The organism is Neorhizobium sp. USDA 3394 (assembly GCF_056280385.1).
On sequence record NZ_JBWCDU010000001.1, the window covers coordinates 1,192,922 to 1,219,116 of the forward strand.

At 62.5% G+C, this 26,195-nt stretch carries 24 protein-coding genes; 14 read left to right on the forward strand and 10 right to left on the reverse strand.

Annotated features, from left to right (window positions below; translation table 11 throughout):
• Positions 1 to 19: 19 nt before the first annotated feature.
• From ACZ9EJ_RS05660 to murA, 4 genes are all read right to left on the reverse strand, one after another.
• Positions 20 to 1,540 carry an ABC transporter substrate-binding protein gene (locus ACZ9EJ_RS05660; RefSeq protein WP_046639091.1) on the reverse strand — a complete coding sequence of 507 codons (1,521 nt, stop codon included), beginning with the start codon at positions 1,538 to 1,540 and terminating at the stop codon, positions 20 to 22.
• 76 nt (positions 1,541 to 1,616) lie between these two features.
• The gene (gene murQ / locus ACZ9EJ_RS05665) at positions 1,617 to 2,540 is read right to left on the reverse strand and encodes an N-acetylmuramic acid 6-phosphate etherase (protein ID WP_046639314.1); all 924 of its coding nucleotides are present in this window, start codon (positions 2,538 to 2,540) and stop codon (positions 1,617 to 1,619) included.
• A gap of 181 nt (positions 2,541 to 2,721) precedes the next feature.
• Positions 2,722 to 3,606 carry a glucosamine kinase nucleotide-binding domain-containing protein gene (locus tag ACZ9EJ_RS05670; RefSeq protein WP_046639092.1) on the reverse strand — a complete coding sequence of 295 codons (885 nt, stop codon included), beginning with the start codon at positions 3,604 to 3,606 and terminating at the stop codon, positions 2,722 to 2,724.
• Positions 3,603 to 4,859 carry a UDP-N-acetylglucosamine 1-carboxyvinyltransferase gene (murA, locus tag ACZ9EJ_RS05675; RefSeq protein WP_046639093.1) on the reverse strand — a complete coding sequence of 419 codons (1,257 nt, stop codon included), beginning with the start codon at positions 4,857 to 4,859 and terminating at the stop codon, positions 3,603 to 3,605. Before murA ends, ACZ9EJ_RS05670 begins: the two co-directional genes overlap by 4 nt.
• A 228-nt stretch (positions 4,860 to 5,087) precedes the next feature.
• Here murA and ACZ9EJ_RS05680 point away from each other — a divergent pair, with 228 nt between their 5' ends.
• Entirely contained in the window at positions 5,088 to 5,939 is an 852-nt protein-coding gene (locus tag ACZ9EJ_RS05680) for a MurR/RpiR family transcriptional regulator (RefSeq protein ID WP_038543847.1), read from the forward strand.
• A gap of 9 nt (positions 5,940 to 5,948) precedes the next feature.
• Here ACZ9EJ_RS05680 and ACZ9EJ_RS05685 read toward each other — a convergent pair whose 3' ends face one another.
• The 5 genes from ACZ9EJ_RS05685 to ACZ9EJ_RS05705 all read right to left on the reverse strand — a co-directional run bounded on the left by ACZ9EJ_RS05685 (position 5,949) and on the right by ACZ9EJ_RS05705 (position 10,353).
• Positions 5,949 to 6,599, reverse strand: coding sequence for a class I SAM-dependent methyltransferase (locus ACZ9EJ_RS05685; RefSeq protein ID WP_046639094.1), 651 nt, complete (start codon positions 6,597 to 6,599; stop codon positions 5,949 to 5,951).
• A gap of 93 nt (positions 6,600 to 6,692) precedes the next feature.
• The gene (locus ACZ9EJ_RS05690) at positions 6,693 to 7,313 is read right to left on the reverse strand and encodes a 2-dehydro-3-deoxy-6-phosphogalactonate aldolase (RefSeq protein WP_046639095.1); all 621 of its coding nucleotides are present in this window, start codon (positions 7,311 to 7,313) and stop codon (positions 6,693 to 6,695) included.
• Positions 7,314 to 7,325: 12 nt separating this feature from the next.
• Positions 7,326 to 8,255, reverse strand: a complete 930-nt coding sequence (locus ACZ9EJ_RS05695) for a 2-dehydro-3-deoxygalactonokinase (protein WP_046639096.1) — start codon at positions 8,253 to 8,255, stop codon at positions 7,326 to 7,328.
• Positions 8,256 to 8,257: 2 nt separating this feature from the next.
• The gene (locus ACZ9EJ_RS05700; RefSeq protein ID WP_052764528.1) at positions 8,258 to 9,181 is read right to left on the reverse strand and encodes a 2-dehydro-3-deoxygalactonokinase; all 924 of its coding nucleotides are present in this window, start codon (positions 9,179 to 9,181) and stop codon (positions 8,258 to 8,260) included.
• A 20-nt stretch (positions 9,182 to 9,201) separates the two neighbouring features.
• Positions 9,202 to 10,353, reverse strand: coding sequence for a mandelate racemase/muconate lactonizing enzyme family protein (locus ACZ9EJ_RS05705; RefSeq protein WP_046639097.1), 1,152 nt, complete (start codon positions 10,351 to 10,353; stop codon positions 9,202 to 9,204).
• Positions 10,354 to 10,495: 142 nt separating this feature from the next.
• Between ACZ9EJ_RS05705 and ACZ9EJ_RS05710 the strand changes: the two genes are divergently transcribed.
• The 8 genes from ACZ9EJ_RS05710 to ACZ9EJ_RS05745 all read left to right on the forward strand — a co-directional run bounded on the left by ACZ9EJ_RS05710 (position 10,496) and on the right by ACZ9EJ_RS05745 (position 19,605).
• Entirely contained in the window at positions 10,496 to 12,220 is a 1,725-nt protein-coding gene (locus ACZ9EJ_RS05710) for an SMP-30/gluconolactonase/LRE family protein (protein ID WP_052764529.1), read from the forward strand.
• A gap of 42 nt (positions 12,221 to 12,262) precedes the next feature.
• On the forward strand, positions 12,263 to 13,357 hold the full coding sequence (locus ACZ9EJ_RS05715; RefSeq protein WP_046639098.1) for an ABC transporter ATP-binding protein: 1,095 nt from the start codon (positions 12,263 to 12,265) through the stop codon (positions 13,355 to 13,357).
• On the forward strand, positions 13,354 to 14,160 hold the full coding sequence (locus ACZ9EJ_RS05720) for an SDR family NAD(P)-dependent oxidoreductase (RefSeq protein ID WP_046639099.1): 807 nt from the start codon (positions 13,354 to 13,356) through the stop codon (positions 14,158 to 14,160). The genes ACZ9EJ_RS05715 and ACZ9EJ_RS05720 overlap by 4 nt, the downstream gene beginning before the upstream one ends.
• A gap of 85 nt (positions 14,161 to 14,245) precedes the next feature.
• On the forward strand, positions 14,246 to 15,517 hold the full coding sequence (locus ACZ9EJ_RS05725) for an ABC transporter substrate-binding protein (protein WP_046639100.1): 1,272 nt from the start codon (positions 14,246 to 14,248) through the stop codon (positions 15,515 to 15,517).
• 217 nt (positions 15,518 to 15,734) lie between these two features.
• Positions 15,735 to 16,667, forward strand: a complete 933-nt coding sequence (locus ACZ9EJ_RS05730; RefSeq protein WP_052764530.1) for a carbohydrate ABC transporter permease — start codon at positions 15,735 to 15,737, stop codon at positions 16,665 to 16,667.
• Between the two features lies 1 nt (position 16,668).
• The gene (locus tag ACZ9EJ_RS05735; protein WP_046625701.1) at positions 16,669 to 17,505 is read left to right on the forward strand and encodes a carbohydrate ABC transporter permease; all 837 of its coding nucleotides are present in this window, start codon (positions 16,669 to 16,671) and stop codon (positions 17,503 to 17,505) included.
• Positions 17,502 to 18,413: a dihydrodipicolinate synthase family protein gene (locus tag ACZ9EJ_RS05740; protein WP_046639101.1), complete on the forward strand. Its 912-nt coding sequence runs from the start codon at positions 17,502 to 17,504 to the stop codon at positions 18,411 to 18,413. Before ACZ9EJ_RS05735 ends, ACZ9EJ_RS05740 begins: the two co-directional genes overlap by 4 nt.
• 10 nt (positions 18,414 to 18,423) lie before the next feature.
• Positions 18,424 to 19,605 carry a mandelate racemase/muconate lactonizing enzyme family protein gene (locus ACZ9EJ_RS05745; RefSeq protein ID WP_046639102.1) on the forward strand — a complete coding sequence of 394 codons (1,182 nt, stop codon included), beginning with the start codon at positions 18,424 to 18,426 and terminating at the stop codon, positions 19,603 to 19,605.
• Positions 19,606 to 19,671: 66 nt separating this feature from the next.
• On the opposite strand, the gene ACZ9EJ_RS05750 is transcribed toward ACZ9EJ_RS05745, so the two are convergent.
• A complete protein-coding gene (locus tag ACZ9EJ_RS05750) occupies positions 19,672 to 20,331 on the reverse strand; it encodes an SGNH/GDSL hydrolase family protein (protein WP_046639318.1) in 660 nt (219 codons plus the stop codon).
• 106 nt (positions 20,332 to 20,437) lie between these two features.
• Here ACZ9EJ_RS05750 and ACZ9EJ_RS05755 point away from each other — a divergent pair, with 106 nt between their 5' ends.
• The 5 genes from ACZ9EJ_RS05755 to ACZ9EJ_RS05775 are packed head-to-tail and all read left to right on the forward strand — an operon-like array spanning position 20,438 to position 26,187.
• A complete protein-coding gene (locus ACZ9EJ_RS05755) occupies positions 20,438 to 21,469 on the forward strand; it encodes a LacI family DNA-binding transcriptional regulator (protein ID WP_046639103.1) in 1,032 nt (343 codons plus the stop codon).
• Between the two features lie 14 nt (positions 21,470 to 21,483).
• Entirely contained in the window at positions 21,484 to 23,085 is a 1,602-nt protein-coding gene (locus ACZ9EJ_RS05760) for an FAD-dependent oxidoreductase (protein ID WP_046639319.1), read from the forward strand.
• 51 nt (positions 23,086 to 23,136) lie between these two features.
• Positions 23,137 to 24,408 carry an ABC transporter substrate-binding protein gene (locus tag ACZ9EJ_RS05765; protein WP_046639104.1) on the forward strand — a complete coding sequence of 424 codons (1,272 nt, stop codon included), beginning with the start codon at positions 23,137 to 23,139 and terminating at the stop codon, positions 24,406 to 24,408.
• A gap of 14 nt (positions 24,409 to 24,422) precedes the next feature.
• The gene (locus ACZ9EJ_RS05770; protein WP_046639105.1) at positions 24,423 to 25,355 is read left to right on the forward strand and encodes a carbohydrate ABC transporter permease; all 933 of its coding nucleotides are present in this window, start codon (positions 24,423 to 24,425) and stop codon (positions 25,353 to 25,355) included.
• Positions 25,345 to 26,187: a carbohydrate ABC transporter permease gene (locus tag ACZ9EJ_RS05775; protein ID WP_046639106.1), complete on the forward strand. Its 843-nt coding sequence runs from the start codon at positions 25,345 to 25,347 to the stop codon at positions 26,185 to 26,187. Before ACZ9EJ_RS05770 ends, ACZ9EJ_RS05775 begins: the two co-directional genes overlap by 11 nt.
• Positions 26,188 to 26,195: the final 8 nt, after the last annotated feature.

The window sequence follows — 26,195 nt, forward strand, 5'->3', positions numbered from 1 at the left end:
TACCGTCATGCTTTCGCGATTACTGCAACGTGACCTTGCTCAGGCCGAATAGCGAGCCTTCCGGCGTCGGCACGAAGCCCTGAACATTCTTCTGCTGTGCGGTATAGCTGTAGGACGTGTAGAGCCAGACCCAGGGCGAGACTTCGGCGAGGTGTTTTTCGAAATTGGCGAAGATAACCTTGCGCTTGGCAGGATCGGTCTCGACACGGCCCTTCTGCATCAGGCTGTCCAGCGTGTCGTCGATATAGTTGGCGACCTTCTGCAGGTTGCCGGTCTTGGTCCAGTAACGGTTGTACATGGAGTATGGATCGGCACGGCCGCCGTTCAGGGCCACCGCCATGTCGAAGTCGCCCTTCAGCCAGGCATCCACATAGACGTTGAGCTCCATCATCTTGATGTTGAGCTTGACGCCGATTTCGGCGAGCTGGGACTGGAGGACCTGCGCTTCGGCGGCCGCAGTCGCGGGTTCGCCATTGGCGGCGATCACTGTGGCGGTAAAGCCGTTCGCAAAGCCGGCGTCGGCCATCAGCTTCTTTGCCTTGGCGATATCCTGCTTGTAGCAGAACAGCGCGCTGGCATCGGACGTATAGCCGGGCATGGTCAGCGGACCGGTGACCTTGCCTTCGCCGACCGAAGCCGTGTCGAGCACGTCCTTGCGGTCGATGGCGCAGGAGATTGCCTGGCGCACAGCAAGCACGTCCATCGGCTTGCGGGACGGGTTCATCTGCAGCACGTGGTAGGCGAGAACCGGGGTGCGGTTGAGCACCAGGCTGGCTTCCTTCGGCACGAGCGTGGCGACCAGCGGATCGTTGATCAGCGCGAAATCGACCTGCTTTGTGCGCAGTGCCGCAAGGATCGCGGTCTCGTCTGGCAGGACGCTGATGTCGATGCCGTCGATCGCGACCTTGCCGCCGGCCCAGTCCTTGTTGGCGGAGAGGGTTTCCTTGGAGTTCGGCTCCCACTTGTCGAGCTTGAACGGGCCGGAGCCGAGCGCCTTGGTGCCGATCGTACCGGCCGCGATTTCAGCGGCGGGTACGATGGCGGCGTTGATGCTGGCCATGGCGGTCAGAAGCGGCACGTCGGGCTGCGACAGCTTGAAGACGACCGTCGCCTGGTCCGGCGTCTCGATCGAGGCGATCGACAGGAAGTTGGCGCGCGCGGCAGCCGCAGTCTTTTCGTCGAGAAGGCGCTCGAAGGAGGCCTTCACGTCGGCTGCCGTTACCGGCTTGCCGTCCTGGAATTTTGCATTGGGGTTGAGCTTGAAGGTGATCTGCTTGGCGTCGGCCGCGAATTCCCACGAAGCTGCGACCGCCGGGACGATCTGCAGATCCTTGTCGAAGCGCACGAGCGGCTCATAGATCAGTTCCAGCAGGCGGATCGAGGAAAATGCGGTCTGCTTGTGCGGGTCAAGGCCGGTCGCATCCTGCTTCCAGGCCATTTTCAGCGAGGCGGCGGAAGCCGGCGAGGCGATTGCGGTCGCGCCGATGGCGACCGCCAGCGCAAGGCCGGACAGCAATTTAGTCGAAAGATGTCTTCCCATTTTTATTCTCCCTCTTTTGATAGTTGTTCGTCGTGTGGACCAGCCACATTCGAGCAGCGGCCGTCATTCAGCAGCTTTACGCTGTCTTCCCATCAATTGCCTTGCGGAGGAAGCCTCCGGCATTGTCGAGCGCCACGCGCGCCGTGTCGACATCCATTCCCGTCAGCGCGATCAGGATCGCGAGTTTGACGTCGTTACCAGTCAGGTCAAGCACGCGGCGCGCCTCTTCCGTCGTGCAGCCGGTCGCCTGCATGACGATGCGGGCGGCGCGGGCGACGAGCTTCTGGTTGCTGGCATGCAGGTCGACCATCAGGTTCTGATAGCTCTTGCCGATGCGGATCATGCTCGCAGTGGTCAGCATGTTGAGTACGAGCTTTTGGGCCGTGCCGGATTTCAGCCGCGTCGAGCCAGTAAGGATTTCCGGGCCGACGACCGGCGAGATGGCGATGTCGGCAATATCGGCGATGACGGCATCGGGATTGCAGGAGAGGGCGACCGTCTTTGCGCCCAGTTGCTTGGCATAGTTCAGGGCACCAATGACGTAAGGGGTACGGCCGCTGACGGCAATGCCGACAACGACGTCGTCTGCGGTCAGGCCGATGTCGACGAGATCCTGCTGGCCCTGTTCCGGGCTGTCCTCGGCGCCTTCGACGGCATGCTGCAGGGCGTGGCTGCCGCCGGCGATCAGGCCAACGACCATGCCTTCGGGTACGCTGAAAGTCGGGGGGCATTCGGAAGCATCGAGCACGCCGAGGCGGCCGCTGGTGCCGGCGCCGATATAGACCAGCCGTGCGCCCTTCTGGAAAGCCCGAACGATCTCCTCGACGGCCTCGGCGATCTGCGGGATCACCTTTTCGACGGCTGCGGGAACGCCCTGATCTTCCTCGTTGATCTCGCGCAGGACATCGACTGTCGGCAGGAGATCGATATCCATGGAGCGGGGATTGCGGTCTTCCGAAACCAGTCTTTCCAGTTCGGATATCAGCCGTTCGTCGCTCATGACCCTGCCTTCGAGATCGGGGTGCGGTGCAGCGCTTCGCAGGATCTGCGTCATACGATGTTGCTCCTCACCCTTCGTTACCCTTTCCTCAAAGGATTAGGATCATCCATTCCATGAGTCAATTAAAAATTGGAATATATTATTCCATGCGGCCCGGCCTTTTCAGAAGGCGGGTCGCGGTTCAGGGGACTTTGACAGCTTGGCGGGCGAGGATGATCGCGCCCGAGACGGCATCGCCGTCGGCGGGCTTCAGGCGGCGGCGGACGTCCGGCGCCAGCCAGGCCTCGAGCGGGCTCGACAGGCCGCCGAGCAGGGTAACGCGCGGGGCGCCTTGATCGAACAGTGTGCGGACCAGCGTGTCGATCTGCTCGGCAGCACTTTGGACGATGCGACGGCCGGCAGAATCGCCCTGGTCGGCATGGCGTATGACCATCGGCGCAAGCGAGGCATAGTCCGTGGCAGAGGAACGGTCCATCCAGGCTATCGCTTCAAAAGGATCGTTCTGGAAGCGCTGCATGACCTCGATCAGCAGAGCGGTTTTCTCGATCCGTCCATCATGAGCGCGAAGCGCCAGCTGCACGGCTTTGAGGCCGAGATCGGCGCCGCTGCCTTCATCGGAAATGGGAAAACCGTAACCGCCGACGCGCAGGCTGCGCCCTTCAACGAAGCCCAGTCCGATGGAGCCGGTGCCGGCGATCACGATCGCGCCGTCGCGGCCTGAATGGGCGCCGAGGCAGGCACCCATGCCGTCGCTGACGAAATCGATGCTGGCGAACGGGTGCGGGATCGCCTTCAAGGCTTCGACGGAACCCTTGCGGCCGGTACCCGCTAGGCCGACGCCCACATGGGTGCGGGCCAGTTTGTCAGGTCCGAACCCGGCTTCTTCGAAGGCGGCATTGAAGGCGCGCGAGATCGAGGCCCAGGCCTCCTCGATGCCGAGCCGCGTCGTGGCAGGCCCGGAAAGACCCTGTCCAAGAACGGAGCCGGCTTCGTCCTCGATACGGGCGCGGCAGCCGGTACCGCCGCCATCGACGCCCAGGAAAAAGCGTTCGGTTCCGGCCGTCATGCGCTGATCCGCTCGATATCGGCTCCGCATTGGCCAAGCTTGCGGTCGAGTTGTTCGTATCCGCGGTCGAGATGGTACACGCGGTTGATAACCGTTTCACCCGAGGAAACCAGCCCGGCGAGTACCAGCGAGACGGAGGCGCGCAGATCCGTCGCCATCACCTGCGCCCCCTTCAACGGCGCCCCGCCGCGCACCAATGCGGTGGTGCCTTGAAGCGCGATATTGGCTCCGAGCCGCATCAGTTCCGGCACGTGCATGAAGCGGCTTTCGAAGACGGTTTCGCGGATCAGCGAAGCGCCTTCGGCACAGGCGGCAAGCGCCATGAACTGTGCCTGAAGATCGGTCGGGAAACCCGGATAGGGTTCGGTGGTGATATCCGTCGCCCTTAGCGGACCTTCGCGCGAAACGACAAGGCCGCGATCGCTCGGCCAGATGCTGACGCCCATCGCCTCCAGCACCTGAACGATCGAGGCCATGTTTTCCAGACGTGCGTTGGTGAGCTCCAGCATGCCGCCGGTGATGGCGGCTGCCACGGCGTAGGTTCCTGCCTCGATGCGGTCGGGAATGCCGTGATGTTTCGCCGGCTGCCAGGTGGTTGAGCCCTGGACCAGGATGCGGTGGGTGCCGGCGCCTTCGATCCGTGCGCCCATGGCGATCAGGCAGGCGGCAAGGTCGGCGACCTCGGGTTCGCGGGCGGCGTTGAGGATTTCGGTTTCGCCCTTGGCGGCGGTGGCGGCCATCATCGCCGTCTCCGTAGCTCCGACGGAGGGGGAGGGAAGCACGATGCGGCCGCCCTTCAATCCGCCCGGTGCCGAAGCGACGATCAGGCCGTTCTCGATATCGATGTCCGCTCCCAGTGCGGCGAGCGCCTTGATATGCATGTCGACCGGACGCGCGCCAATGGCGCAGCCGCCCGGAAGCGATACGCGTGCCTGACCGAAGCGGGCGAGCAGCGGGGCAAGGACGAGCACGGTGGCGCGCATCTTGCGAACGGTGTCGTAGGAGGTTTCCTTCGAGACGATTGCCTTGGCATCGACGATGGTGGAATGGCCGGTGCGGGTGACGGCGGCGCCATGCAGCTCGACGACCCCCAGCATGTTTTCCACATCGCTGACCTGCGGCAGGTTGGTGAGTTCGACCGGGTAAGGGCTGAGCAGCGTTGCCGCGATCTGCGGAAGCGCCGCGTTTTTCGCCCCGGCAATGGTGACGGCTCCCTGGAGCCGATGGCCGCCGACGATCCGTAATCTGTCCATGACGAAACCTGTCGAAGAGGTGCGGTGAATCTCAAATCAATCTGCGCGCCCTCGAAACTAAACCACGGCGCGTCTCTGTCAATCATTCGGAATTTTTTATTCCTTTGTGTGGCATTGTCTGCGATAATCCATCCTCGGATTGGGAATGGAAACGCTGTTGCGGACGACCGTTGCGGTGGTATCCTCCACCCGACCCAAGGCCGTATCGCGGAGCTTCCGAAGGAACGCATGTCAGTCTTAAAGAAGATCAACGCGCAGCTCGAGGATATGGCACCGGCAGACCGGGAGATCGGCCAGTTCATCCTCGATAATCCCGACCAGATGCTGCGGCTTTCCTCCGCAGCGCTTGCGGCCGAGACAGGGCGCAGCCAGTCAAGCGTCGTAAAATTCAGCCAGAAACTGGGTTTTGCCGGATATCAGGAACTGAAGCTCGCCGTCAGCGAGGCGAAGGCGCAGGAATGGCATGCGCCTCCCGGCATGATCCACGGCTCGATCGAAGTCGGCGACAGCTATCTGACGATCCTGCAGAAGCTGATCGGCAGCAAGATGCTGTCCATGCAGCAGACGCTTGCTGTCAACAACGAGCAGGAGATCGAGCGGGCCCTGACGGCTCTCAACGATGCGCGCCGCATCCATATGGCCGGCGTCGGGGCATCGTCGCTGGTCGCCCGCGATTTTTCCTACAAGCTGATGAAGCTCGGGCGCAACGTGCTGCATGACAGCGACAGCCATGTGCAGATGGCGAACGTTTCGACGCTCAACAGCCAGGACGTGCTGCTAGCACTTTCCTATTCCGGCACCAGTTTCGAGACGCTGAGGATCGCCGAACTGGCGCGCCAGCGCGGTGCGACGGTAATCGCCATTACCGGTCTCAACGGCAATCCGCTGATGCAGGCGGCGGATATCCGGCTTTATACGGTCGCGGACGAGGAGCGGGTGCGATCCTCATCCATCACGGCGCGCGATGCGCAGCTGATGCTGACGGACTTGCTGTTCATCCTGCTCGTCCAACGCCAGCCGGACGCCAATGAATATGTCCACAACAGCGAACTTGCGGTCTCTGTCCTGAAGGCCAAGTGATCCCCGAGTTCACGCGGCCATGCGATGCTTCAGGCGAATGACCTTGAAGAAACCATTGGGGAACACGCGACGGATTTCCGCCACCTCGAAATCGCCGCGGCGCTTCGCCCATTCGACAATCCGGGCGATGCGGAAGGACGAACTCCAGCCAACCCGGTGTACCAGCGGCGCCACGGCGTCCTCGATCGCTCCCTGCAGGCCGCGCCCGTCGCCGAGCTTGCTCGCGACGATGATCTCGCCGCCCGGGCGCAGCACGCGGGCGCACTCGTCAAGAGCACGTTCGGGATCCGGGATCAGCGTGATGACGAACGGCAGGCAGACGGCGTCGAACGAACGATCGGCAAATTCGAGATTGTGCGCGTCCATGACATGCAGCGACTGGACGTGGGAGAGGCCGGCGCGCGCAACCTTCTCGCGCGCCTTGGCGATCATGTGTTCTGAAAGATCGATGCCGGTGACACGGCAATGTTTCGGATAATAGGGTAATACGAGCCCGGTGCCGACGCCGACCTCAAGAATGTCTCGTCCGGTTTCCGCGGCGAGCCTTGCGACGGTGCGATGCCCGTCGCGCAGCAAGCCTCGATAGACCCGGTCATAGACCGGCGCCCACCGTTCATACACCTTCTGCTGATGTTCGGCGCTGTTGCGGATCACTGCCAAGATCGTCCCCTCCGGTTTGCCCTGCTTGGGCTGAAACTCAGGACGAAAACGTTAGTTCCGCTTCACGACGGTTTTGCGACGGGGGCTCAGACCTCAGAGGGCACGCATCGCGTCGATGAACTCTTTCGCCTTTTGTCCGATGGAGGCGATATCGGCGCCGGGCTTGTAAAGGGAGGAACCGATGCCGAAACCGGCTGTGCCCGCTTGGGCGTAAACAGCCATATTATCAGGAGTGACGCCGCCGACGGCGAGCACCGGGATATCCTTCGGCAGCACCGCCTTCCAAGCCTTGATGACATAGGGCGGGATGGCTTCCGCCGGAAACGCCTTGATGCCGGTTGCGCCGGCCTCGATCGCCGCGAAGGCTTCGGTCGGGGTTGCGACACCGGGCAGGCTCACCATGCCTGCCGCGCGGCTGGCCTTAATGACTTCGACATTCGCGTTCGGCGAGATGATCACCTTGGCGCCTGTCGCGGCGACGTCAGCCACCTGGGCAGGTGTTAGTACGGTGCCGGCTCCAATCAGTGCCTGGTCTCCGAAACGCTTGACGAGCTTTTCGATGCTTTTCAGCGGATCGGGGGAGTTGAGCGGCACTTCGATGATCCGCCAGCCGGCCTCGACCAGCACCTCGCCGACGCTTTCAGCCTCCTCCGGCTTGATGCCGCGCAGGATGGCGACGAGATTGCATGCCTTGAGCGCCTCTTCGAAGGTCATCTCGAAACTCCTTTATTGCGCGGCTTCGGCCGCGATCAGCATGATGCCGCGTTTCGCGGCGTTTTCCGGCGCGGGTTCGACCGTCAGGCCGAACAGGGGCGCGATCCGGCCGTAGCGGGTGTTGAGCACATTGTTGCCGACGATGCCGATCGTATCCCCGGTCTTGAACCATCCGGCAGCGCGGGCCTGGCGGAATTCCGAGCCGATGACGAGGCCGGAGACGTAGTCGAGGATATCCTCAGGCTTCAATTTGCCGTCGAGAATGCCGGTGCGGGCGCTGAAGATCGCCGACAGGAAGGCATCGGCAGCGGTCGAATCGCTCGATGCGAATTCCGCCCCGCGATCGAAGCTCTGCCAGTCCGGCTCGGCGCCCGGCTGCGGCTCCAGAGCCTTGGCGATGAACGAATGTTTGGTCAGAAGCGCAAACACCTCGCCGGTCGCATAAGTCTGGAAACCGTCGATGCGGTTGTCCCTGATCCGTGCCCATTTGCTGTGGGTGCCGGGCAGGACAAGGGTGCGGTCACGGTCGAGGCCGTAACCGACGATCTGGGTTTCCTCGCCGCGCATCACATCCGGAAACGGCCTGGCGGCCGGATCGCGCATGCCGGGCAGGAAGGTGATGACCGCGCCGTTCCGAAGAGCGAGTTTGCGCGTGCCGGCGGCAAGCTCGGCGATCCCGCCGGGCGTATCCACATAGGATACTTCGACCCAGCCGTTGCGGCTGGTGATCATGCCGCTTGCGAGGACGGGAAGGGGGCCATGTGCCGAAAACCATTCGCCCACCGTTTCCATCAACGCCTGCTCGAAGGCGCCATTCTTGACGAACTGGATGCCGCCGCTCGACGTATCGCGGGTATCGAGCGTTTCGCCTGTTTCCGAAACCAGCATGGCGCGCAGCGAGCTCGTTCCCCAATCGAGGATGATCGAGGTGGGTTTGGGCATGGTCACATTTCTCCCGAAGCGGCTTTCGCCCCTTCGATAGCCCGTGACGTATCACCCTGTCGAGAGGCGACCCGGCGGAAACCGGCGGCAATGTCGGGCGTGACGAGATTTGCGTCCGCCCCGAAGATTTCGAGCGCCGTCTTGTAACGTTCGGCGAGTGCGGCGTGACTGACGATGTTGATTTTCTTCGGTTTGTCCTGCCCAAGCGCTTCCGAGATTTCCGCGCCGATCATCAGGCCGGCGAGGTAGTCGGCGATCTCTTCTGGCGCCAGACGGTCGAACAGGACGAGGCTGCGCGCTGAAAAGACTCGGGCGAGGATGCGGCCGGGCAGGGTGCCTTGCTCAAGCGCCGTCTGGACTCCGCGGCGAAAGGCGTCCGGGCGCTCCTCGTAGGTTGCGGGGATGAGGCGCGAGACGAGCGAATCCTTCTTGAGCAGATTGAGGATTTCGCCGGACATGTAGGTGGTGATCGCGGTAATGCGACCGCCTTCCATCGTCACCCATTTGGCATGTGGGCCGGGTAGCACGAAGATGCCGTCGGTTTCCTCAAGGCCGAAGAGCGACATTTCCTCGCCGCGCATCACATCGGGCAAGGGTTTGGTCTGCGCGATGCCGGGTAGAAAGATCAACGGCGGCACGCCTTCGACCTCATGCGTAACCGCCTGGGCCAACAAATCCGCGGGTCCAGCCGGCACCGGAGCGAAGGGGCTTTCGATCCAGCCGTTGCGGCTGGTGACCATGCCGGAAAACAAGATTCTTTCTGCCTTGTCTATCCAGTCCCCGAGCTCTTCCCTGAGTGTTGTCTCGAAGCCGCCGGCGGCGATCTTGGTCGTGCCGCGGTCGCTCTTCTTTTCGCCGAGCACCGTTTTGTCGTCGAGAAGCAGCGCACGGAAGGCCGCGGAGGTCCATTCGATTGCAATATACATTGGAAACTATTCCTATCGGATCAGTAGGCGGGTTTGACAGGGAACCAGTCCTTGCGCGTGGTATCGAGATAGGCGCCGGCAATGCCGGGCACGCTGTATTTTTCGAGCATGTCGACATCCACCTCGACGCCGAGGCCCGGTCCTTCCGGCACCTGGAATCGGCCGTCCTTCAGTACTGGCGGGTTGGGCGAGATATCGCCGCCGAGATAGGCGCGTTCGGTATCGATGGCGATCGACATGTTCGGCAACGAGGCTGCGAGGTGGATATAGGCGGATTGCGACAGCGCGAGTTCTGCGCCGGAATGCAGCGTCACCGAAATGCCGACCGATTCGCAGATCGCGGCAGCCTTGATCGTCTGCCACAGGCCGCCGGCCTCGTGCGGATCGAGGAGCACGACATCGGCTGCATTGGCGCGGATGATGTTGCCGACGTCGGAGAGCGTATAAGCGCTTTCGTCGAGCGCGATCGGTACCGAGGAGTTTGCGACGAGAGCCGCATGGCCGGCAAGGTCGTCGAGTTCCAGCGGCTGTTCCACATAGGCGGGATCGAAGACTTTCAGCTTTTCGAGCTGACGTTTTGCGGTCGCCGGGTTCCAGGCGCCGTTGACGTCGAGTCGTAGCGGATGATCGCCGATCACCTTTCGGGACGTCTCGGCGAGCGCGATGTCGCTCCTCTCGTCAAAACCGATTTTCACCTTGAAGGTCGTGTAGCCGATATCGAGGAACCGCTTTAGGCGCTCCGAAAGACCTTTGGGATCGTTGGTGAAGAGATAGGCGGCGGCCTCGATATCCTTGCGCCAGCGGCCGCCCCACATGGCATGGAGCGGCAGGTTCGCCTGTTTGCCGAGCGCATCCCACATCGCCATTTCCATGGCGCAGATCGCCATCACCGCCGCACGCTTGTGGTGATAGAAGCCGGCGCCGAGCACATGCCGGTGGAACCGCTCGGCATCCGCGACCGGATATCCGATCGCCAGCGGCGCGACGATATCGGCAAACACCGCCGGCACATTGGCGATCAGTGAGATCGTCTCGCCCCAGCCGATGATCCCTGCATCCGTCTCTATCCGGCAGATCAGCCGCGTCGTGCCGATTCTGCGGCCGGAACCCCAGAGAATGTCCTCGGTAAACGGCATACGGACCAGCCAGTGGTCCACTTTGGTGATGCGCAAGATATCCTCCCATGGACGGCCAGTGTCTGGCCGCTTCAGTTTCGCTGTTGACATGGAACTTAGTTCCAAGATAACTCTCTTGGCAAGAGCGAGGCGGCATGCTGTGGGAGCGGCACCAGAAATCGTCGTCCAGGGAGAGGGCATGGCCAAGGTACAATTGGAAGCGATCGACAAGGATGTCGCCAACGACACGCATGGCGTGCCGGGCGTCCAGGCGCTGACGCGCGGCATCCAGATCGTCGATGCCGTGGCGGCAGAAGCCCGCGGCCTGCGCTTCACCGAACTGCTCGACCAGACGCAGTTGCCGAAGGGCACGCTGCACCGCCTGCTGCAGGCGTTGGTGGATGAGCGGCTCCTTCATTTCGACACCCGCGACCAGGTCTACCGCCTTGCGCCGCGCCTGTTTCAATGGGCCCACAAGGTCTGGGACAATTTCGACCTGCGTGGTGCGGCTGAGCCGGAACTGGCGCGGCTTCGCGACCTGACTGGCGAGGCGATCCGTCTCGGCGTGCTCGATGGCGACAGCATTCTCTACATCGACCAGCGGGAGGTACCGCAGCCGCTGCGGCTCAACAATGGCGTCGGTTCCCGTGCCGCGCCGCATGCGAGCGGGCTCGGCAAGGCGATCCTGGCGCATCTGTCGCTCGAAAAACGCCGCGCGCTGCTCGACGGCATCGAACTCGAGCGCCTGACGCCGAACACGATCGTCAACGCCGAGGAACTCAGCCGCCAGCTCGATCTCACCAAGGCGCGCGGCTACGCCGTCTCGGTGGACGAGCAGCATATCGGCATTTCCTCGGTCGCCGCACCGGTTCTCAACCATCGCGGCGAGCCGATCGGCGCGATCGGCATCATCGGCCCGTCCTTCCGCCTGCCCGTCGACCGGCTGCACGCCTTCGGCCGCGACGTCATCGAGGCGGCCCGCCGCACATCCGGCAATTTTGGAGAATTTCCCATGTCGCTTGCGGTCAAGCCGCGTCCCCTCGGCCCGGATCGCGCCGATGTGCGCTGTGTCATTCCGGCAAGCACATTTCTCGGCGAGGGCCCGCACTGGTCGCCGGAGCACAAGAAGCTCTATTTCGTCGATATCCTGGCGCCTGCCGTGCATACCGGCGATCCGGTGAAGGGCACCTATACCTCCATGCAGGTGCCGGAACTGATCGGTTTTGTCATCCCTCGCTCGCGCGGCGGTTTCGTCGCCGCCATGCATGGCGAGATCCGCGGTATCGATCTTGCAACCGGCGACATCACGACGATCTCGCGACCGGAATCCGACCGCCCCGGCAATCGCTTCAATGACGGCAAATGCGATCGTCGCGGCCGGCTCTGGGCCGGTACGCTGGCGATCGACACGACGCCCGACCAGGGGCGGCTCTGGAGGATCGATCCCGACGGGCGGTCGCGGGAGATGGATCGCGGTTTCCACGTCTCGAACGGCCTTGGCTGGAGCCCGGACGACCGCACCTTCTACTTCACCGATACCAACCGGCAGACGGTCTATGCCTATGATTTCGATATCGAAAGCGGCGAAGTCGCCAACCGCCGGACCTTTATCACGGTGCCGGAGGCCGAAGGCAAGCCGGACGGCATGACCGTCGATGCGGAAGGTTTCGTCTGGATCGCCCATTGGGACGGCTGGTGCGTCACCCGTTACGATCCGCAGGGCAAGGTCGAGCGGGTGATCAATCTGCCGATACCGCGCCCGACAAGCTGCGTCTTCGGCGGTCCCGACATGCAGACCCTGTTCGTGACATCCGCCCGCATCCGGCTTTCGGCAGCCCAGCTTTCCGAAGCGCCGCTCTCCGGCAGCGTGTTTTCCATCGATACCGGCATCAAGGGGCAGGCAGCCCAGATGTTCGCGGGCTGAGATTTTGGAGGAGCTTCCGGGAGGAGCTCTTATGAGGAAGAAATGGCCAAGCTTGAACTCCAAGGCATCCGCAAATCCTTCGGCTCTGCCGAAGTGCTGAAGGGCATCGACCTGACTGTCGAAGACGGCGAATTCGTCGCCTTCGTCGGGCCGTCGGGCTGCGGAAAATCGACGCTTCTGCGGCTCATCTGCGGCCTCGACGAGATCACGTCGGGCAAGATGGCGATCGATGGCGAACTGGTGAACGACGTGCCGCCCGCCAAGCGCGGCATTGCCATGGTCTTCCAGTCTTATGCGCTTTATCCGCATATGACGGTTGCCGAGAACATGGGCTATGCGCTGCGGCTTGCGGGCACGCCGAAGCAGGAGATCGACACGCGTGTCACCCAGGCGGCGAAGAAACTGCGCATCGACACCTATCTGGAGCGCAAGCCCCGCCAGCTTTCCGGCGGCCAGCGCCAGCGCGTCGCGATCGGCCGCGCCATCGTGCGCGAACCGCGTATCTTCCTGTTCGACGAGCCGCTCTCGAACCTCGACGCCTCTCTGCGTGTGGAGATGCGCATCGAGATCGCCCGGATGAAGGACACGCTCGGCACGACGATGGTCTATGTGACCCATGACCAGATCGAGGCGATGACGCTGGCCGACAAGATCGTGGTGCTGAATTCCGGCCGTGTCGAGCAGATCGGCTCGCCGCTCGACCTCTACAACAAGCCGGTCAACCGCTTCGTCGCGGGCTTCATCGGCTCGCCGCGCATGAATTTCCTGAAGCTCGGTGCCAGAAAGGGCGAGGGAGTGTTCACTGTGCCGGGCGGAGACGTCCGACTGCCGCGCGACTTGACCTCGGCGCCTGCCGAAATCGGCATCCGGCCGGAACATGTGGAGCTGGTCAGCCGCGGCGCGCCGGAATCGCTGGCCGGTACCGTCACCATGACCGAGCATCTCGGCAGCGACACCTATGCCTATGTGGCGCTCGAAGGCTCGGAGGAGATGGTCGTCGTCCGCCTGTCCGGCGACCGGGCCGTCAAGCGCAATGAGCCGATCGGCGTGCATGTCGATCCGGCGATGATCCATGTCTTTTCCACTGAAGGCCTTTCGCTTGCTTCCGCGCGTCCCGTTGCCCTGGAGGCCGCATGACCATCCATCCCGAACTCATCGCCAAGGTCCAGGTCGAGGCAGCGAAATACCCGAGCCTCAAGGCCAAGGGCGTACTGATCACCGGCGGCGGATCGGGCATCGGTGCCTCGCTTGTCGAGCATTTCTGCGCGCAAGGCTGCAAGGTCGGCTTCCTCGACCTCAATGCCAACGTGGCCGACGAGACGGCCGAAACGGTCGGCAGGAAGACCGGCAATGCCCCGTTCTATCGTGCGGCGGATCTGCGCGACATCGACGCCCTCAAGGAAGGGATCGAGGCACTCCGGTCCGAGATCGGCCCCATCCGGGTGCTCGTCAACAATGCCGGCAATGACGATCGCATGCCGCTCGAAGAGGTGACGCCGGACTATTGGGACGAGCGGTTCCAGACCAATCTGCGCCACCAGTTCTTCGCAGTCCAGGCCGTCGTGCCGGAAATGGCGGAGGCCGGCGGCGGGTCTGTCATCAACATGGGTTCGATCTCCTGGATGCGCGGTGCGGCCGGCCTGATCTTCTACACGACCGCGAAATCCGCCGTCATGGGCATGACCAAGTCGCTCGCCCGCGAACTGGGGACACGCAGTATCCGCGTCAATTCGATCGCGCCCGGCTGGGTGCTGACCGAGCGCCAGGTGGAGCGCGCCAAGCGTGTCTACCAGGGCAAGTTTTCAGAATACCTCGAGGTCCAGTGCCTCAAGGAGCATCTGCTGCCGCCCGATATCGCCCGCATGGCGCTGTTTCTGGCGGCGGACGATTCCCGCCTCATCACGTCACAGACATTCATCGTCGATGGAGGCGTCGTCTAACGAGGGCAAAGCGGATACGGCGCTCGCCGCTTGACCTTTTTCAAGTTGAAACAGAGTTCCATAATCATCGTTTCGGGAGGATCTGATGAATACCTTTACCAGACTGATCGGCACCGCCGCCGTCGCGCTTGCGCTCGGCTCGGGTGCCGCCAAGGCAGCCGATCTCAGCTTCATGAGCTTCACCTACGCGGAAGAGGCCAACAAGGCGATCGTCCAGGGCGTCCTGGATAATTTTCAGAAGGCCGAGAAGCTGACGGTCGAGCCGCTCGGCTTCGCCTGGGGCGACATGCAGAAGAACATCTTTCTGCGCGCCCGGTCGAAGACTTTGCCTGACATCGCCCAGCTTTCCGAACGGTGGCTGCCGACCTTCGCGAGCCTCGATAACCTCGTCGATCTGAACACGGTGTATGGCAAGGACAAGCTTGAAGCGGCTTTCGCGCCGGATGCGCTCGCCATGGGCAATATCAACGGCAAGCAGCTTGCACTGCCGCTTCTGTCCGGTTCGATCGGCATGGTGGCCAACAAGGAAGTTCTCGCCAAGGCCGGCATCAATGACGCTCCGAAGACCGTCGAGGACTTCAAGAAAGCTCTGGTCGCGGTGCGCGACAAGGTACCCAACTCGGTACCGTACTCCATGGCGACCAAGAACAACGGCTCGATCCTGATCGACTTCATGGTCTGGAACTGGGTGCATGGCGGCCGGATCATCGATGATGCCGGCAAGGTCGTCGTCGACAGTCAGAAGAGCCGCGATGCGCTCACCTTCATGGTCGGCCTGATGAAGGACCGTCTGGCGGCGCCGGAAATCGATCGCCCGGACTCGCGTCGCCTGCTGGCGCAGGGCGCTTCAGCCTTCTATCTCGACGCGCCGCAAACCCGCACCTTCCTGCGTGATTTCTCCGGCAAGGGCCAGGCCTTCGACGCCAACGTGCTGCCAATGCCGACACCTGTGCTGAAGTCTGGTGACAAGTCTGTTTCCGTCCAGTGGGGGCATCTGCTCGTGCAGTTCGCCGCCGGCGGCAAGGCCAAGGCAGAGGATCCTGCCGACAAGTTCCTGACCTACATCATTTCGGACAAGGTGCAGACGGACCTTCCGTTGAAGATGAGCGCGCTGCCGGTCACCAAGTCCGCCCGCGCGGCGGTTGCCGACGACGCTTATCTGAAGAACTGGTCCGCCGCGACGGGTGACGCCCGCCGCAACGAAGTCGGCATCTGGTCGAATGCCGCCGACCTCACCAACATCATCGGCGAGGAAGTGCAGGGTGCGCTGCTCGGCCAGAAGTCTGCCGACGATGCCATCAAGTCCATGCAGGCGCGGCTGACGACCAGCATGGAGAAGGCCAAGAAGTCGGAATAGGTCGGTCGAGGCCCCCCTCATCCGCCTGCCGGCACCTCTGCCAGGGCAAGCCACGCGTCTTGCCCGTCCTTCGGACCCCAAGGGGAGAAGGTGCCGCGCCGCCGCCGTCCCTCCTCTCCCCAGCGGGGAGAGGGTGGCCGAGCATAGCGGAGGCCGGGTGAGGGGGCGTCGTGCTCTGTGCCTGCTGGCACAATGATATCAACGGGAAATAGCCTCTATGGCCGTGATCGAAAACAACACGCTCGCCTATCCGGTCTCGCCGCATGCGAACCGGGGCGGCTTGAAAGCCGGGCAGAACCGCATCGGGCTTCTTCTGCTGCTGCCGGCTGCAGTCGCCTTTGCTGCCGTCATCCTCTATCCGTTCCTGTCAGCGCTCGGCCTGTCGCTGTTCGAATACACGGTCGAGATGATGGAGCCGCGCTTCATCGGCTTCGAGAATTTCTACAAGATCGCGTCCGATCCGGACGTCTGGGCGGCCTTCTGGACGACGGCGATCTATGTGGCGCTGACGACGATCGGAACGCTGGTCGCCGGTCTCGGCTGGGCGTTGATCATGAACCAGCCGTTTGCTGGCCGCGCCGTGCTGCGCTCGCTGTCGCTGCTGCCTTGGGTGCTTCCCTCTACGGTGAGCGCCTTCATCTGGGGCTGGATCTTCAATTCCCGCTACGGCGTGCTGAACGCCTTCCTGATGGAACTGGGCCTGATCGACTACCCGCAGGCCTGGCTTTCGACGCCTGAAGGCGCCATGCTCGCCGTGGTGCTGACCAAGGTCTGGCTCTCCATCCCGCTTTTCATGTCTTTCTTCCTCGCCGGCCTGCAGAACCTCGACAAGGAGCAGATCGATGCCGCCCGCGTCGACGGCGCCGGCAACTGGGCGGTGCTGCGCGACCATATTCTGCCGCACCTGCGCCCGGTCCTGATGATCGTCGTGGTTCTCGGCGTGATCGGCAATCTGCAGCAGTTCGACACGATCTATGCGCTGACCGGCGGCGGGCCGGTGCGGGCGACGACGGTGCTCTCGGTCGAGGTCTATCGCCGTGCCTTCGAGCAGTGGGATATCGGCTTCGCGTCCGCCGTCGGCGTGCTGTGGGTCGCGGCACTCCTGCCGCCCGCCTTCCTCTATCTGCGCATGCTGGTGAAAGGAAACTGACATGTTCGACCTTTCCTCCCGACAGGCCAAGATCGTCTTCTTCGCGGCGCTTGCGGTCATCGGCTTCTTCCTGTTCTTCCCGCTCTACTGGCTGGTGATCTCGTCGCTGAAGGCGAATGCCGAGCTTTACCGGGTCGTGCCGACGCCGTTCCCGACCATGCCGAGCCTTGAACATTTCATCCGGGCGCTGACTGCCGGCAAGCTGCCGATGTACCTGATGAACAGCCTGATCACCTCGACCTGCAGCGCTGCGCTGGTGACGCTGCTGGCGCTCTATGCCGGCTTCAGCTTCGCCAAATACCGCTATTTCGGCCGCCAGCCGGTGATGCTGTTCATGCTCTCGGCGCAGATGTTTCCGTTCGGGCTGCTGCTCATCTCCATCTATCCGCTGATGAGCGAGCTGAACCTGCTCGACACCCGACCGGGACTGATCCTCAGCTATATCGTCTTCGCGCTGCCGGTCTCGACCTACATGCTCTACAGCTATTTCTCGCAGGTGCCGGACGAGTTGATCGATGCGGCGCGGGCGGATGGGGCGAGCGATCTCAGGATCTTCCACACGATCGTCATCCCGATCTCGATCCCGCCGATCGTCACCGTCTTCCTCTATTCCTTCATGTGGTCCTGGAACGATCTTCTCTATTCGATGACGCTGATCGTCTCGGACGAAAAGCGCACGATCGGGCCGGGCCTGCTTCTCACCTATCTCAACGAGGTCAATTCCGACTGGGGCGGCGCCATGGCGGCATCGCTGGTCGCATCCGCGCCCATCGTCGTGGCCTTCATGTTCCTCCAACGTTATTTCATTCAGGGCGTCACCGCCGGAGCAGTCAAATGAGCAAGATTTTAGCCGGAGCTTTCCCCGTTCTTCCGACCCCGTTCCGCGACGACGGCTCGATCGACGAGGCGGATTTCCTGTCGATCATCGATTTTGCGCTGGAGAGCCAAGTGGATGGCGTCGTCTATCCGGGCGTCGCCAGCGAGGTGGATACGCTGAGCCCGCAAGAGCGCAAGCGGCAGGTGGAATTGCTGGCCGAGCGGATCGGCGGGCGCATCCCGATCATCATCGGTGCCAGCGATCCGGATCCGAAGGCTGCGGCGAAACATGTGGCGCAGGCCGCCGAGATCGGGGCAGGGGCAGCCATGGTGATGGCGCCGCTGTCGCTTGGCAACGACATCGCTGCGCACACCGCCTATTTCAGGGAAGTGGCGGCCAATGCCGGCGTGCCGATCATGCTGCAGAACCAGCCGAAGCCGATCGGCGCTGGGCTGACGCCGGAGGAGGTCGCGGCCATCGCCAATGCCGTGCCGGAGATCCGATACGTCAAGGAAGAGACCGCGCCCTGCGGCCAGCATCTCACCCGTATCAAGGCGGCCGCCAACGGCTCTCTCGACGCGATCTTCGGCGGTGCCGGCGGGCGTTACGTCACCGACGAACTGGCGCGCGGTGCCGCCGGCACCATGCCGGCCGCCGAGCTTGCCGATATCCATGCGCAGATGATCCATGCCTGGCAGAAGGGCGATGTCGCGACCACGCGAAAACTCTACAACGTCTCGCTGCCGCTCCTGAATTTCCAGGCGATCTTCCGCATGCACATGACCAAGGAAGTGCTACGCCGCCGTGGCGTCATCAAGAACACGTTCGTGCGCGGCAAGGGACCGAAATTCGACGAAGGCGACGCCAAGGAACTGGCGCTGCTTCTGGCGGAGGCCGATCTGCCCTATACCAACCACAAGCCGAACTGAGCCGAAACCCATGCCGAAAAATGTCGTCGATGCGATCGTCTCGGTCGAGACCTTCATCATCTCCATTCCGCGCGAAGTGCCCTATCTCGGGCCTTTGAAGGAAGGCGAGGCGATCAACGCGCGCGGTTACCTGATCCGTAAGGGCAACCGCACCATCTATCCTTCGACCGACATGACGCTGCTGATCAAGGTCATTGGCGAGAGCGGCAAGGTCGGCTGGGGCGAATGTTATGGCATCGTCGCGCCTGAGGCGACCAAGGCGATCATCGACGACGTGCTCGGCCCGGTCATTATCGGCCGCGACCCGGGCGATGCGGCGGTCATTCACGAGGATCTCTATGACCTGATGCGGGTGCGGGGTTTCTTCGGTGGCTATTATCTCGATGCGCTGGCGGGTGTCGACATCGCGCTCTGGGATCTCACAGGCAAGAACCTGAACGTGCCGGTCTCGACGCTGCTCGGCGGGCGGCGACATGATGCGATCCGCGCCTATGTCTCCGGCCTGCCGAAGGCCACCCTGAAGGAGCGTTGCGACCTTGCCGCCTACTGGGTCGGCAAGGGCTATAAGGGCATCAAGTTCGCGGCGGTGGTGTCCGAGGAGGATATCGTCAAGGAAATGGCGGCTCTGCGCGAAGCCGTCGGTCCGGATATCGACCTGATGGTCGATCTGCACTGGAAATTCGAGGCGGGCGAGGCGATCCGCATCATCCGTCGGCTCGAACCCTACAATCTCTATTTTGCCGAGGCGCCGGTACAGCCGGAAAACCTTGAGGGCCAGGCACGGGTCGCGGCCGGTATCGGCGTGCCGCTGGCGCTCGGGGAGGAGCTGCGCACCGTCTACGAATATCGGCCGAGGTTCGAAAAGCGGGCGATGAGCATCGTCCAGCCGGAGATGGGCCATACGGGCATCACCGAGTTCATCCGCATCGGCCAGATGGCGCAGGCCTTTCACATGAACATCATGCCGCATGCCTCGATCAGCGTCGGCATCTTCATGGCAGCCAGTCTCCAGGCCGCATCGGCGCTGCAGAACGTGACCTATCACGAATATCAGCATTCGATCTTCGACCGGAACCTCACTTATACGAATGGCGACATGGCGTCGGGCGAAGGTACCTATGTGGTGCCGACCGGTGCCGGCCTCGGCGTCGAGCCGAAGGAAGAAGTGTTCGAGTTCGTCATCAGACGGTGACATGGGCGAACGCCGTAACCGCTGAAGGGCTCGTCGTCGCATGGAGGCGCCGGCGGTCAGAGATCATCACCGTGCGGCATCCCTAAACGCTTCGAAGATTACCCGGTGGCCGGCGTCGTTGGGGTGGGTGATGTCGGGCGAGGCGAGAAGTGCGTCGCCGTGCTTCATCATCCGTTCGTAGACCGGGGCATAGAAAACCGAAAATTGACGGGCCAGCGAGCTGACCGCTTCCACATAACGCTCGAAATCCTGGCGGGTCTGGCCGGTGAACCCTGAGCTCCCGACCGAAAATCCGGCATCCGGAATATAGGGCGGGCTGCCGATCGCGATTCTTTGCCCGTGGCCTACAGCGATCAACGCTTCGAGGATGCGGCCATAATCCCGCACGAAACCTGCGACGTTCATGGTTTCGGGTGCCGCAGTGTAGCGGGCGTCATTGTAGCCATAAAGGATAAGGACCGCGTCCTCGTGCGGCCGATCAAGAAGTGATTCAGCAAACCTCCCGACGCCGTTGTTCGGCCTCGGCTTTCCGTCGACAAGCATTGAGCCCTGCAATACCGTTCCCGGGATGGCGTGATTGCGGATCGGGAAGCCATCCACCGCACCCGCAAACAGTGCCGGCCAGGCGAGTTCGGGGCGGGAGGCGTTGAAGCCGGCAGTGATGCTGTCGCCGAATACGCGGGTGCCGGAAATCCCCAGCGATTTCAGATGCTCCGCAAACATCATCAATCCTTCCTTCATTTTGCCGCTTGACAGCAGTCGCGATAATCTTGTTTATACGTATTAGCTGCTAATACGCATTAGCAGTCAAGAGGAGAGGGGAGGATGTTGCGTGGTTGCGCCTAAGCGCTTGACTCAGCACGACATTGCGAAACTGGCCGGCGTCAGCCAGGCGACCGTTTCGCTTGTGCTGAACGGCGCGCCGACAGCTCTGGCGCGTATTCCGCAGGAAACCCGCGAGCGCGTCCAGCAGGTCATCCGCACCACGGGCTATGTCGCCGATCCGATTGCGCGCCGTATGGCGAAGGGGCTTAACCGTATTCTCGGCGTGTTCACTTACGAGCCGGCTTTTCCAAGCGCCCAGGCGGACTTCTTCACGCCCTTCCTGCTCGGCATCGAGGAAGAAGCGCAGATCCAGAACTACGACCTTCTGCTCCTGACCGGAGCGGGCGTCGGGCAGGACCGCAAGATCTTTGCCGATGGCAATCGTTTGAGGATCGCCGACGGATGCCTGGTTCTCGGCCGCGAATTCGACCGTGCCGAATTGAAGCGGCTGGTCTTGGGCGACTATCCGTTTGTGGCGATCGGCCGACGCGAGGATGCCGGCGGGCCGGTTCCCTATGTGGGAGGCGATTATGCGAACGGCACACGGGCGCTTGTCGAGAAGGCAAGGGTGCTCGGGCATTCGAAGCTTGCCTATATCGGCCCGCCGGGACCGGCGGAATCGACGGCTGATCGCTGGTCGGGTTTCAATAGTGCCCTCGGTAACGGTCTTGAGCTTGTCCTGCACATCGAAACGGTCGGCCGCGCGGCAGATGAGATACTGGACGCTCTTTTCGGTAGTGGCGCGACCGTGGCCTTCTTCGTCGAGCTCGCCGATGCGGTGCGCGTCGAGGCGGCTGCCCGCGCGCGGGGCCTGTCCATTCCCGGCGACTTTTCCGCCGTCGTGCTCGGCAGCCATATCCGCGCCGAGCGCAGCCATGTGCAATTCACCTCTTTCGACATTCCCCGCGAAGAGATGGGCCGGCAGGCGACGGCCATGCTGGTGCGCCGCATCGAGGGCGGCGAGCCCGGCCAACAAATTCTTCTGACCTGTGAACCGGTCGAGGGGGAAACCCTTGGACCCGCAAAAAGACGGACATGATCAACGTGACAGAGATGCATACGGATATTCTGGTGGTAGGCGGTGGTCTTGGCGGCGTTGCGGCAGCACTTGGTGCGTGCCGGGCAGGCCGCAGCGTCATCATGACCGAGGAGTTCGACTGGATCGGCGGCCAGTTGACCAGCCAGGCGGTTCCCTCCGACGAGCATACCTGGGTCGAGCAGTTCGGCATCACCCGCTCCTACCGGAAGCTGCGCAACGGTATCCGCCAATATTACCGCGACCACTATCCGCTGACCGAGGGTGCACGGGCCTGGGGCGACCTCAATCCCGGTGCCGGCTGGGTCAGCCGCATCTGCGCCGAACCGCGCGTCAGCCTGGCCGTCATGGAAGCGATGCTGATGCCCTATCGCGGCTCCGGCAGGCTGAAGGTGCTGCAGCCATACCGTCCCGTGGCCGCCGACGTCGAAGGCGATACGGTGCGCTCCGTCACCGTGCGTCACCGCGATATGGGCCGGGAGATTACTGTTTCCGCTGCCTATATCCTTGATGCGACCGAGCTCGGCGATCTGCTGCCGATGACCGGCACGGAATATGTGAAGGGTTTCGAGGCCCAGTCCGACACCGGCGAGCCGAGCGCTCCCTCTGAGGCGCAGCCGGACAATGTCCAGGCCGTTTCGATCTGCTTTGCGATCGATCATGTCGACGGCGACCAGACGATCGACAAGCCGGAGAATTACGACTACTGGCGCAAGTACCAGCCGCATTTCTGGGGCGGTCCGCTGCTCGGTTTCACCGCGCCGCATCCGCGCACGCTCGATTTTACCACCCGCTCGTTCACGCCCAATCCCGATGACGATCCGCTCGCTGTCGATGCCGACCAGCGCAAGGGCGGCGGCGACGAGAACCTGTGGATCTTCCGCCGCATCGCGGCGCGCAACAACTTCGTGCCCGGCGCTTACGCTTCCGACATCTGCCTCGTGAACTGGCCGATGATCGACTACATGGAAGGCACGATCATCGACCTTTCCGAAGAGGAAAAGGCAAGGCAGCTGAAAGCCGCTGCCGACCTCTCATACTCGCTGTTCTACTGGCTGCAGACCGAAGCGCCGCGCGTCGATGGTGGCCAGGGTTTTCCGGGTCTGCGCCTGCGCGGCGACATTACCGGCACCGAACACGGACTTGCAATGGCTCCCTATATCCGCGAGAGCCGCCGTATCAAGCCGGTGACCCGCATCGTCGAGCAGGACCTGTCCTACTCGGTGCGCGGGGAAAAGGGCGCGGTCAACTACCGCGACAGTATCGGCATCGGCATGTACCGGATCGACCTGCATCCCTCGACCGGCGGCGACAACTATATCGACGTGCCGTCCTGCCCGTTTGAGATTCCGCTTGGCGCATTGCTGCCGCAGCGGGTGAAAAACCTTATCCCGGCCGGCAAGAACATCGGCACCACCCACATCACCAATGGCTGCTACCGGCTGCACCCGGTCGAATGGAACATCGGCGAGGTCGCCGGCATGCTCGCCGCCCATTGCCTCGACAAAAATCTTACGCCCCATCAGGTCCAGGAAAACGACGAGAAGCTCCAGAATTTCCAGAGAGAGCTCAGCCGTGAAGGCATCGAAATGCGCTGGCCGGATATCGCGGCCTACTAAGGACGGCCGGTGGCCTGTCTATCAAAACCAATCTTTGGAGGAGGAACGGGAATGAACTATCATCGGACTTTAAAATCTGCGGTCGCGGCATTGGCCGTGGCCGTGCCGCTCTGCTGGAGCAGCATCGCCAACGCGCAGGACGCCGTCAACCTGCGCATGACCATCTGGAGCGCCAACGAGGCGCATCTGAAACTCTTTAACGAGATTGCCGCCGGCTTCAAGAAGGACCACCCGAATGTCACGGTGACCTATGAGTCCCTGCCGTTCGAAACCTATACGACAGCACTGACGACCCAGATCGCCGGCGGCAACGCGCCCGACATGGCCTGGATCTTCGAAACCGCCGCCTATGACTTCGTCAATTCCGGCGCGCTCTATCCGATGACGGATACGCTCAAGGCCACCAAGGGCTATAACGCGGAAGAACTGAGCGCCACGGCTGCCGAGCGCTGGACCAAGGACGGCAAGCTGTTTGCCTATCCGTTCTCGACCTCGCCGTTTGCGATGTTCGTCAACAACGACCTCATCAAGGCCTCCGGCGCCAAGACGCCGGCGGAAATGATCGCAGCCAACCAGTGGACCTGGGACAATGCCATCGCCACCGCATCCACCGTCGGCAAGACCGGCAAGGGCGGCCTGATCGTTCGCGACTTCAACTACCAGATCTGGCAGAACCTCGCCTCCGTTTGGAACGGCTGGGGCGCCTCGCCGTGGAGCGCCGACGGCAAGACCTGCACGATGACCGAAAAGCCGATGGTCGATGCGCTCACCTTCATCCATGACGCGGTCTTCAAGAACAAGGCGATGCCGGGTCCCGGCGAAAGCGTCGACTTCTTCGCGGGCAATGCCGCGATGACGATCACCCAGATCAGCCGCGCCTCGCTGCTGCCGAAGGACAAGCCTTTCGCCTGGGATCTCGTGCCGTTGCCGAAGGGACCGGCCGGCAATTATGCGCTGATCGGCCAGGCCGGCGTCGGCGTCATGCAGGCAGGCAAAAACGCCAAGACGGCGGCCGAATTCGTCGCCTATATGACGAACCCGGAAAACTCGGCCAAGCTCAGCCAGTTCTTCCCGTCGGCCCGCAAGTCGCTGCTGAACGCCGAAGTCCTGAAGAAGACCAATCCGCTGCTGAGCCAGGAGCAGATCGACAAGGTCGTGATCTCCGGCATTGCCACCGGCAAGGTCATTCCGGGCCATACGGGCTTTGCGCAGATCCAGCAGGTGGTTCGTTCGGGCCTCGATGCCGTCTGGCGGCCGGACGCGAATATCCCGGCAGCTCTCCAGCAGATCTGCGGCCAGATCGGCCCGCTTCTGAAGCGCTAAGGGGAAAATAGTCGATGGCTGTCGTGCAGCAAACCGCCCGTCCGGAAGGCCGCTCTTCATCGTCGTTCTGGACGATCGCGCGGCGCGACAGCCTCGCCGGCTTTCTCTTCATCGCCCCGCAACTGATCGGGATCACCCTTTTCGTGCTGATCCCGCTCTGCCTCGTCTTCTGGTATTCGCTGCACGAGTGGAACGTGCTCGCCAATACCTTCACCTATACCGGCCTTGCCAACTACCAGATGCTTCTCGAAGACACGAGCCTGCCCTCGGTGCTCGGGGCGACGGCGATCTTTTCCGCCGGGCTGGTGATCTTCAACCTGAGCCTGGCGCTGCTGCTTGCGGTGCTGCTCAACCAGAAGCTCGCCGGCATCACCATCTTCCGCACGCTGTTCTTCTCGCCGGTCGTCGTGTCGCTGGTCGCCTGGACGATCGTCTGGGGTTTCCTTCTTCAGAAGAACGGCGGCATCAACGGCGTGCTTCTTCTCGTCGGCATCGAGGGGCCGAACTGGCTGCGCGAACCGGTAACGGCGATGATCTCGGTGATCGTGGTGCAGGTGTTCAAGAATGTCGGCCTCAACATGATCCTGTTCCTGGCCGCGCTCCAGGGCGTGCCGAACGAACTCTACGAGGCCGCCCGCATCGACGGCGCCCCGCGTTTCAAGCAGTTCCGCCGTATCACCCTGCCGCTGATCAGTCCGACCATCCTGCTGACGTCGATCATCACCATCGTCGGGTCGCTGCAGGTGTTTGCGCAGATCGCCGTACTGACCCAGGGCGGGCCGGGTCTGACGACCACGGTGCTGGTCTATTACCTCTACCAGCAGGCCTTCCAGTTCCATTTCTTCGGTTACGGTTCGACGCTGTCGATCATGCTGTTCGTGATCGTCGCCGTGCTCACCTTCGCCCAGTGGCAGATGCGCAAGAGGATCGTGTTTTATGAAAGCTGAGCTCTCCCCGCGCAGACAAGTCTTTCTCTACGGCCTGCTCTGTGTCCTGCTGATCCCCTTCGTCTTTCCGACCTGGTGGATGGTGACGTCGTCGGTCAAGCCGATCAGCGACATCTTCGCCTTTCCACCGCAGCTCGTGCCGGAAAACTACGACTGGACGACCTATTCCAAGGTGTTCGAACTGCAGCCTTTCGTGAAGCAGTACTGGAATTCTGCTTATATTGCCGCTCTGGTGACGGTCGGCACGATGATCGTCTCCTCCATGGCGGGATACGCATTTGCGCGCATCAGGTTTCCGTTTGCCAATACGATCTTCATGGTCGTGCTGCTCGGGCTGCTGATCCCATCAGAAGTGACGATCGTGCCGCTCTTCCAGATGTTCCTGAAGGCCGGCATGGTCAACACCCACTGGCCTCTGATCCTGGTGCCGATTTTCGGCGCACCGAGCGTGTTCGCGACATTCGTGATGCGCCAGTTCTTCATTGCGCTGCCCGACGAACTCGAAGAGGCGGCGCGCGTCGATGGCCTCGGGCGCTTCAAGATTTTCCGCAAGATCGCCTTGCCGCTTGCAAGGCCGGCGCTCGCGTCTGTGGCGATCTTCACCTTCCTGCATTCCTGGAACCTCTATCTGGAACCGATCGTGTTCCTGTCGAGTGCCGATAAATTCACGCTGCCGCAGGCGCTCACCCAATATACCGACGCCTATGGCGGGCCGATGTGGAACATCCAGCTTGCTGCCGCGACGCTGACGGCGCTGCCTGTTCTCATCGTCTTCATCATCGCGCAGAAGCAATTCGTCGAAGGGCTCGCGCATACCGGCCTCAAGGGCTGAAGAACCGG

What these genes read in the sequence shown, in the direction of transcription:
- ACZ9EJ_RS05735 (WP_046625701.1), top strand. Translation starts at nt 16,669, where the DNA reads ATGTTCGACCTTTCCTCCCGACAGGCCAAGATCGTCTTCTTCGCGGCG.
- ACZ9EJ_RS05775 (WP_046639106.1), top strand. Translation starts at nt 25,345, where the DNA reads ATGAAAGCTGAGCTCTCCCCGCGCAGACAAGTCTTTCTCTACGGCCTG.
- ACZ9EJ_RS05660 (WP_046639091.1), bottom strand. Translation starts at nt 1,540, where the DNA reads ATGGGAAGACATCTTTCGACTAAATTGCTGTCCGGCCTTGCGCTGGCG.
- ACZ9EJ_RS05670 (WP_046639092.1), bottom strand. Translation starts at nt 3,606, where the DNA reads ATGACGGCCGGAACCGAACGCTTTTTCCTGGGCGTCGATGGCGGCGGT.
- murQ (WP_046639314.1), bottom strand. Translation starts at nt 2,540, where the DNA reads ATGAGCGACGAACGGCTGATATCCGAACTGGAAAGACTGGTTTCGGAA.
- ACZ9EJ_RS05770 (WP_046639105.1), top strand. Translation starts at nt 24,423, where the DNA reads ATGGCTGTCGTGCAGCAAACCGCCCGTCCGGAAGGCCGCTCTTCATCG.
- ACZ9EJ_RS05700 (WP_052764528.1), bottom strand. Translation starts at nt 9,181, where the DNA reads ATGTATATTGCAATCGAATGGACCTCCGCGGCCTTCCGTGCGCTGCTT.
- ACZ9EJ_RS05680 (WP_038543847.1), top strand. Translation starts at nt 5,088, where the DNA reads ATGTCAGTCTTAAAGAAGATCAACGCGCAGCTCGAGGATATGGCACCG.
- ACZ9EJ_RS05740 (WP_046639101.1), top strand. Translation starts at nt 17,502, where the DNA reads ATGAGCAAGATTTTAGCCGGAGCTTTCCCCGTTCTTCCGACCCCGTTC.
- ACZ9EJ_RS05715 (WP_046639098.1), top strand. Translation starts at nt 12,263, where the DNA reads ATGGCCAAGCTTGAACTCCAAGGCATCCGCAAATCCTTCGGCTCTGCC.
- ACZ9EJ_RS05720 (WP_046639099.1), top strand. Translation starts at nt 13,354, where the DNA reads ATGACCATCCATCCCGAACTCATCGCCAAGGTCCAGGTCGAGGCAGCG.
- ACZ9EJ_RS05760 (WP_046639319.1), top strand. Translation starts at nt 21,484, where the DNA reads ATGCATACGGATATTCTGGTGGTAGGCGGTGGTCTTGGCGGCGTTGCG.
- ACZ9EJ_RS05730 (WP_052764530.1), top strand. Translation starts at nt 15,735, where the DNA reads ATGGCCGTGATCGAAAACAACACGCTCGCCTATCCGGTCTCGCCGCAT.
- murA (WP_046639093.1), bottom strand. Translation starts at nt 4,859, where the DNA reads ATGGACAGATTACGGATCGTCGGCGGCCATCGGCTCCAGGGAGCCGTC.
- ACZ9EJ_RS05750 (WP_046639318.1), bottom strand. Translation starts at nt 20,331, where the DNA reads ATGATGTTTGCGGAGCATCTGAAATCGCTGGGGATTTCCGGCACCCGC.
- ACZ9EJ_RS05695 (WP_046639096.1), bottom strand. Translation starts at nt 8,255, where the DNA reads ATGCCCAAACCCACCTCGATCATCCTCGATTGGGGAACGAGCTCGCTG.
- ACZ9EJ_RS05725 (WP_046639100.1), top strand. Translation starts at nt 14,246, where the DNA reads ATGAATACCTTTACCAGACTGATCGGCACCGCCGCCGTCGCGCTTGCG.
- ACZ9EJ_RS05710 (WP_052764529.1), top strand. Translation starts at nt 10,496, where the DNA reads ATGGCCAAGGTACAATTGGAAGCGATCGACAAGGATGTCGCCAACGAC.
- ACZ9EJ_RS05765 (WP_046639104.1), top strand. Translation starts at nt 23,137, where the DNA reads ATGAACTATCATCGGACTTTAAAATCTGCGGTCGCGGCATTGGCCGTG.
- ACZ9EJ_RS05690 (WP_046639095.1), bottom strand. Translation starts at nt 7,313, where the DNA reads ATGACCTTCGAAGAGGCGCTCAAGGCATGCAATCTCGTCGCCATCCTG.
- ACZ9EJ_RS05745 (WP_046639102.1), top strand. Translation starts at nt 18,424, where the DNA reads ATGCCGAAAAATGTCGTCGATGCGATCGTCTCGGTCGAGACCTTCATC.